Consider the following 7,507-nt stretch of genomic DNA (forward strand, 5'->3'; position numbering starts at 1 on the left):
CGCGAATATGAAGGACATCAAGCGCTATATCCGTATCCGCAACATGTAGGCGACAACAGTCAGGGAGGTGGCCATGAGCACGCAAACACAACCTGCCGGACAGTCTTCACCTCCACTCCCGGCGGTCCACGGACCGCTCGGCGAGGAAATCCGTGTGCGCGGACTGGTGCAAGGCGTCGGTTTTCGCCCGACCGTATGGCGGCTTGCGCATGCGTGCGGCGTGGTCGGCGACGTGCGCAACGATAGCGACGGCGTGCTGATTCATGCGTGGGGCGATGCGTGGACGCTGCAGCGCTTCATCGAAAGCTTGAGCGCGGAGTGTCCGCCGCTCGCACGCATCGACGCGATCGAGCGGCATCAACTGAGTGAAGCGGCCCAGGGCAGCGATTTCCGCATCGTGGCAAGCGAGACCGGCCATGTGCAGACCGGTGTCACGCCTGACGCAGTGATCTGCGCGGACTGTGCCGCCGAGATCGCCGATTCGGCGAATCGCCGTTACCGTTATCCGTTTACGAACTGCACGCATTGCGGGCCACGTCTTTCGATCGTTCAGGCCATACCCTACGATCGCGCCAACACAACCATGGCCGCGTTCGACCTGTGCGAAGCGTGCCGCGCCGAGTATGAGAATCCCGCCGACCGGCGCTTTCACGCGCAACCGGTCGCGTGTCCTGTATGCGGCCCGCGTGTCTGGCTGGAAAGCCGGCACGGCGCACGGGCTGACGGTGACGATCCCTGTCGCGCGGCAAGCCTGCTGTTGCGGCATGGTTCGATCGTCGCGATCAAAGGCCTGGGCGGTTTTCAGCTCGCCTGCGACGCCTGCGATGAAGCCGCGGTCGCCCGTTTGCGTCAATTGAAACGGCGCGAGCGCAAGCCGTTCGCGCTGATGGCGCGCGATCTGCAGGCCGTACGCCGCTATTGCAAACCCGACGAGACGGAACTCGCGTTGCTGCATAGCGCGGCCGGACCCATCGTCATCCTCCGTGCCGACGGCGCGGAGTGCGTCGCATCTGGCGTCGCGCCGGGTGTCGGTACGCTCGGTTTCATGCTGCCGTCCACGCCGTTGCATCGTTTGCTGATGGAGTCGATCGACACGGCACTCGTGATGACGAGCGGCAACACGAGCGACGAGCCGCCGTGCATCGACAATACGGATGCCCGAGCACGTCTCGGCCGCATTGCCGATGTTTTCCTGATGCACGATCGCGATATCGCACGCCGGGTCGACGATTCGGTGGCCCGCGTCGTGCAGGGCGAACCGCGTGTGTTGCGGCGCGCGCGCGGCTATGCGCCGGCGCCGTTGCGGTTGCCGGCGGGTTTCGCCGAAACGCCGGCGGTGCTGGCAATGGGCGGCGAACTCAAGAACACCTTCTGTCTTGCTGGCAATGCACAGGCGATAGTCTCGCATCATCTCGGCGACCTGGAAGACGCGTTGACCTATGCGGACTATCGTCGCTCGGTGACGCAGTATCTGCGCCTGTTCGAACATGAGCCGCAGGCGGTGGCGCTCGACTTTCATCCCGAGTACCTGTCGCGCAAGATCGGCTATGACCTCGCACAAACGTGGCAGGTCCCGGTGGTCGAAGTGCAGCATCATCACGCGCATCTCGCCGCGTGCATGGCGGAAAACGGCGTGGCGCTCGATGCGCTGCCGATGCTTGGCGTCGCACTCGACGGTCTCGGTTATGGCGCCGACGGCACGCTGTGGGGCGGAGAATTCATGCTGGCGGATTACCGCGGCTTCACGCGTCTCGGCAGGTTCAAACCCGTTGCGATGCCCGGCGGCGCACGCGCGATCGACGAACCGTGGCGCAATGCTTACGCGCATCTGATGGCGGCATTCGATTGGCGCGGCTTCACACGGCAATACGCTGGACTCGACGTACAGCAGTTCCTCAGCAGCCGTCCGCGCGACGCACTCGATACGATGATCGCGCAACGCGTCAATAGTCCGCTGGCAAGCTCAGTGGGCCGTCTGTTCGACGCCGTGGCGGCGACACTCGGCGTGTGCCGGGAACGCGTGCTTTACGAAGGGCAGGCGGCTATCGAGCTCGAGGCGTTGGTCGATCTGAACGCGCTGCGAGACGACAGCGATGCCCATGCGTACCCGTTTGAAATCATCAGCACCATGCCGGACGGTCTGCGTTGCATCGAGCCGCGGCCGATGTGGGAGACCTTGCTCGACGACCTGTTGCGCGGCACATCCGTGCCGGTCGTCGCGGCGCGGTTTCACAAGGGGCTGGCCATTGCGATCGTCCGAATGGTCGAATGCCTGGCCGACCTGCTGACAGGCCCGGTCGATGCACGCAGTGTGGTGTTGTCTGGTGGTGTTTTCCAGAATCGTATCCTGTTCGAACAGGTAGCCGGGCGGCTCGGCGCTGCGGGTTTTCGGGTGCTGACGCACCGGCAGGTGCCGGCCAACGACGGCGGGTTGTCGCTAGGGCAGGCGGTTGTGGCGGCGGCGCAGGGGCGCGAGGGGTTTTGAATGTGGTGTAGAGGCGGCAGCGTGGAAGTAGCGATGTAGAGCCGGTCGTTCGGAAGTAACGGTGTAGAGGTAGCTGCGCGGAAGTAGCAGTGCAGAAGTAGCAGCACAAAAGCGGGCTGATGGGAGAACACCATGTGTTTGGGCATCCCGGGACAGATCGTCGAAGTGACCGACGCGGCGAACGATCTCGCGCTCGTCAACGTCGGCGGTGTGCGGCGCGTGATCAACATTGCCTTCGTGATCGGCGAGGGACGGCCGGCAAGCGCGTGCATCGGCGAATGGGTGCTGGTGCACGTGGGCTTCGCGATGAGCCGGCTCGACGAGCAGGAAGCGGCACGCACGCTCGCGTTATTGCACGAACTGGGCGTCGCGCAGGGCGAGATGGACGACATCGCCGGGATGGACGAACTGCGGGACGAACTGCGCGAAGAATTGCGCAGCGCGCCTTAAGCGTCTGATCGGAAGCCAACGGAGGCCGGCATGCCCGAACATGAATCCCTGCAGACGCTGTATCCGTTCCTGCACGGCGCACGCCAGGACGCGGACAAGCTCGACGCGGCACTGCTCGATTCAGTGCGTCTGAAAGCAAAGGACAGCGTCGACACCAAACAACGCTTCTTCGACGAAAACGGCCCAGCAGTGGTGCGAATTGCTCACACGCTTGCCGAGATGTACCGCCGCGACGGCAGGCTCTTCACCATGGGCAATGGCGGTTCGAGTTGCGACGCCTCGCATATCGCCGTCGAATTTTTGCATCCGGTGACCACGGGTCGCCCGGCACTCACCGCCATCAACCTCGTGGCTGACACGGCCATGATGACCGCGGTCGGCAACGATGTCGGCTTCAGCCATATTTTCGTGCGGCAACTGGTGGCGCAAGGCCGGCGTGGCGACGCGCTAATCGGTGTGTCGACCAGCGGAAATTCCGAAAACCTGCTGACTGCCTTTGCGAAAGCGAAAGAGCTGGGCCTGCTGACTATCGGACTGTCCGGTCACGATGGCGGGCGCATGGCTACCAGTGCCGCTGTCGATCATTGCCTTGTGGTGAGGAGTGACAGCATTCATCGCGTGCAGGAGACCCACGTCGCGATTTATCACATTCTGTGGGACCTCGTGCATACGCTGCTTGCCGACGACCGCGGCGGCCTCGCCGGTTCGGCTGGCCTGGCCAGCTCGGCGGACGGAGGTGCACCATGAAATACGTCGATGAGTTTCGTGACCCGCACAAAGCGAAAACGCTGGAGAAGGAAATCCGCGCGCTGGTGTCCCGCATCGAGCGTGCCAAACAACGGCCGCTGCAAATCATGGAAGTGTGTGGCGGCCATACGCATACGATTTTCCGCTACGGCATTCAGCAAATGCTGCCCGATACGGTGGAGTTCGTGCATGGCCCAGGTTGTCCGGTGTGTGTGCTGCCGATGGGCCGCGTCGACGATTGCGTCGCGTTAGCCGAGCGTCCGGAAGTGATCTTCACGACCTTTGGTGACGCGATGCGCGTACCCGGTTCGAAGAAGAGCCTGCTGAAAGCGAAAGCCGACGGCGCGGACGTGCGGATGGTCTATTCGCCGCTCGACGCCTTGAAGATCGCGCAACAAAACCCAGACCGGGAGGTGATCTTCTTCGGTCTAGGCTTCGAGACGACCATGCCCAGCACTGCAATGACGGTTCTGCAGGCACACGCGCAAAAGATCCACAATTTCTCGCTGTTCTGCAATCACATCACGATCATCCCGACCATCAAGGCGATTCTCGATTCGCCCGATTTGCATCTCGACGGCTTTCTTGGTCCGGGACACGTCAGCATGGTGATCGGCACACGGCCCTATGATTTTGTCGCCCGGCACTATCGCAAGCCGATCACGGTGGCGGGATTCGAGCCGCTCGATATTTTGCAATCGATGTGGATGGTGTTGCGGCAGATCGAAGCAGGGCGCTGCGAGGTGGAGAACCAGTATGGCCGGATCGTGACGGAGGACGGCAATGCGCAGGCCTTGTCGGCGGTGATGCGCGTGTTCGAGACGCGCGAGTTCTTCGAATGGCGCGGACTGGGTTCTATCGATCACTCGGGGGTCAGGGTCCGTGAGACGTTTGCCGCTTTTGACGCGGAGCGCAAGTTCGATGTGCCGAATCTGAAGATCGCGGACCCGAAAGCATGCCAATGCGGTGAGGTGTTGAAGGGCGTGATCAAACCGCATCAGTGCAAAGTGTTCGGCACCGCCTGCACACCGGAGTCTCCGCTCGGCTCGTTGATGGTGTCGAGCGAAGGCGCCTGCGCGGCTTACTACAACTATGGGCGTATCGACACGTCGCGGATCGATGAGCGGCGCGTTGCGCGGCAGAGCGTGAAATCAGCCGACGCGACGGCCCCGGCGTGCCTTGGCGCAAGCGGCGTGGCCGTTATGCCTGATGTGCCTGCGCTGATCGACGATGCAGCCTATGCGTCCACCACGCGAGGCCATTCATGAACGACCGCGTGCCCGATCCTCAGCAGCCGATGGCACCCCGCCGCGTGGCGCACATACGCGACGCTTCCGTCAATCTCGCACATGGCGGCGGTGGCCGCGCGATGCGGGATCTGATCGAAGACGTATTCGTCTCGACCTTCGACAATCCCACGCTCGCGGCGCTGGAGGATCAGGCCGTTTTCGCGCTCGCCGATCTTGCGACGCATGGAGACCGTCTCGCGTTTACGACCGATAGCTACGTAGTCGATCCATTGTTCTTTCCAGGCGGCGACATCGGTACTCTGGCTGTATCGGGAACGGTCAACGATCTTGCCGTATGCGGAGCAACACCGTTATATCTCTCATGCGCGGTGGTGATCGAAGAAGGGCTTGCCGTCGATATCTTGCGACGTGTTGCCGCGAGCATGCAGCGGGTCGCGCTCGAAGCGGGCGTCGCGATCGTGACGGGCGATACCAAAGTGGTCGAACGTGGCTGCGCGGACAAGCTCTTTATCAACACCGCCGGCATCGGCGTGGTGCGCCGCGACGTGTCGATTTCGGCTCGCAACGCGCGCCCTGGCGACGTTGTGATTGTCAACGGTTATCTCGGCGATCATGGCGCGGCGATTTTGGTCGCGCGCCAGCAACTTGCGCTGGAAGCCGATGTGGAAAGCGATTGTTGTCCGCTCAATGGGTTGATCGCGGTAATGCTCGATGCGTGCCCACAGATTCATTGTTTGCGCGATGCGACTCGCGGCGGCGTCGCGACCGTGTTGAACGAATTCGCACAGAGTTCGAACGTGACGATACGGCTGCGTGAAGCGGACCTGCCGTTGCGGGAGGAGGTCAAGGGCGCGTGCGAGATTCTCGGCCTCGATCCCCTGTATCTGGCTAATGAGGGCAAGCTGGTGGCCGTCGTGCCCGGCGATGCAGCCGGGCGGGTGCTCGCTGCCATGCGCGCGCATCCGGCGGGGCGTGAGGCGGCGGCAATTGGCACGGTGGGGGTGGGCGAGGTGGGCGCGGGTGGTCTTGTCGTCATGCAGACGGCGTTCGGCGGGCAGCGCATTGTCGACATGCTGGTGGGCGAGCAACTGCCGCGCATCTGCTGATCGCTGGAGAAGTGCGCCATGCATGAGTTGAGCATTGCCAACAGCGTCGTCGAGATTTGCGCGGAACAGGCCAACGGCGCGCGCGTGAGAAGGGTGACGCTGGAGATCGGGCGATTGTCGGCGGTGATGCCGGACGCGATCCGGTTTTGCTTCGACGTCTGCGCGAAGGACACGGCGGTGGAGGGCGCGACCCTGGAAATCATCGAGATGCCAGGGCAGGCACGTTGCCTCGCGTGCGGCGAGACGCTCGACATCGATGTGCCGTTTGGGCAGTGCGAATGCGGGAGCGACAATCTCGAACTGATTTCGGGGCAGCAGTTGAAGATCCGGCAGATGGAGGTGGTGTGATGTGTACGACATGCGGATGCTCGAATACGCAGGGCGCGGCGGTGACGGATCTGGATGCGGAGGAGGCGCAGGCGAAAGCGCAATCGCAATCGCAAGCTACGCGAGAAGGCGCGGCAGTCGGCACGCGTGAACCGTCGTATCGGCGAGTGAGTGGAAATGAGCAGAGGCATGCACACCTGCATCCGCAGATCCACTTGCACGTGCACGGCCAGCCACATTCACACGACTCGCAGCATCCGCACCATCACGAGCATGAACATTCGCACGACGGTGTCCTCGCGCATTCACATCCGCATGAGCATTCACATGACGGCGACCACGCGCACGGTCATACCCACACGCATGATCACCCGCACAGCCACGGGAGCGAGCACGTCACGTCAATCACTTTGGAGCAGGACATTCTGGCGAAGAATCAATTGCTGGCCGAACGTAATCGCGGCTGGCTGGCGGGGCGATCGATTCTCGCACTGAATCTGATGAGTTCACCGGGTGCGGGCAAGACTACATTGCTCGAGCGCACGATCCACGATCTAGGCGAGACGTTGCCGCTCACCGTGATTGAAGGCGATCAGGCGACGCTTAACGATGCCGAGCGCATTCGCGCAACCGGGGCACGGGTGGTTCAAATCAACACTGGCACGGGGTGTCATCTGGATGCGGAGATGGCATCGCGAGCACTGACGCAGCTTGATCCGCCGATGCATTCGGTCGTGATGATCGAGAACGTCGGCAACCTGGTGTGTCCCGCGTTGTTCGATCTTGGCGAGGGGGCCAAGGTGTTGATTCTTTCCGTCACGGAAGGCGAGGATAAGCCGATCAAGTATCCGCATATGTTTCAGGCTTGTTCGTTGTTGTTGTTGAACAAGATCGATCTGTTGCCGTATTTGCGGTTTGATGTCCAGAAGTGTATTGGCTATGCCCGGAAGGTCAATCCTGGGATTGAGGTTCTGCAGGTGTCGGCGCAGAACGGCGAAGGGATGGAGGCTTGGTATGCGTGGCTTCGGGCGATGCGGGCGGGATGAGGTAGGGGTTTTTTGTGCCTGCGCGGCGCTTTTGTCAGTGTTCCTGGGGCGTTGGCCTTTCCTTGAATTGTTAGTGGTCTATTAGCGTTGCCCCTG

Annotated in this window: 7 protein-coding genes; all 7 read left to right on the forward strand. The window is 62.2% G+C overall.

Annotated elements, in window-relative coordinates:
• The first annotated feature begins 73 nt into the window (after nt 1-73).
• Nucleotides 74-2,485 (forward strand): carbamoyltransferase HypF, encoded by a 2,412-nt coding sequence (gene hypF / locus M0D64_RS42780; RefSeq protein WP_266262060.1) that lies wholly within the window; start codon nt 74-76, stop codon nt 2,483-2,485.
• A 132-nt stretch (nt 2,486-2,617) separates the two neighbouring features.
• Nucleotides 2,618-2,935, forward strand: coding sequence for a HypC/HybG/HupF family hydrogenase formation chaperone (locus M0D64_RS42785; RefSeq protein WP_266262061.1), 318 nt, complete (start codon nt 2,618-2,620; stop codon nt 2,933-2,935).
• A 30-nt stretch (nt 2,936-2,965) separates the two neighbouring features.
• Nucleotides 2,966-3,682 carry an SIS domain-containing protein gene (locus M0D64_RS42790; RefSeq protein WP_266262062.1) on the forward strand — a complete coding sequence of 239 codons (717 nt, stop codon included), beginning with the start codon at nt 2,966-2,968 and terminating at the stop codon, nt 3,680-3,682.
• The gene (gene hypD, locus M0D64_RS42795) at nt 3,679-4,950 is read left to right on the forward strand and encodes a hydrogenase formation protein HypD (protein ID WP_266262063.1); all 1,272 of its coding nucleotides are present in this window, start codon (nt 3,679-3,681) and stop codon (nt 4,948-4,950) included. The genes M0D64_RS42790 and hypD overlap by 4 nt, the downstream gene beginning before the upstream one ends.
• A complete protein-coding gene (gene hypE / locus M0D64_RS42800) occupies nt 4,947-6,038 on the forward strand; it encodes a hydrogenase expression/formation protein HypE (RefSeq protein ID WP_301717742.1) in 1,092 nt (363 codons plus the stop codon). Before hypD ends, hypE begins: the two co-directional genes overlap by 4 nt.
• Before the next feature lie 18 nt (nt 6,039-6,056).
• Nucleotides 6,057-6,386: a hydrogenase maturation nickel metallochaperone HypA gene (gene hypA / locus M0D64_RS42805; RefSeq protein ID WP_097392783.1), complete on the forward strand. Its 330-nt coding sequence runs from the start codon at nt 6,057-6,059 to the stop codon at nt 6,384-6,386.
• Nucleotides 6,386-7,411 (forward strand): hydrogenase nickel incorporation protein HypB, encoded by a 1,026-nt coding sequence (gene hypB, locus M0D64_RS42810; protein ID WP_266262064.1) that lies wholly within the window; start codon nt 6,386-6,388, stop codon nt 7,409-7,411. The genes hypA and hypB overlap by 1 nt, the downstream gene beginning before the upstream one ends.
• Nucleotides 7,412-7,507 lie beyond the last annotated feature (96 nt).

It is taken from the genome of Paraburkholderia sp. WS6, assembly GCF_030464835.1.
Taxonomy (GTDB): Bacteria; Pseudomonadota; Gammaproteobacteria; order Burkholderiales; family Burkholderiaceae; genus Paraburkholderia; species Paraburkholderia madseniana.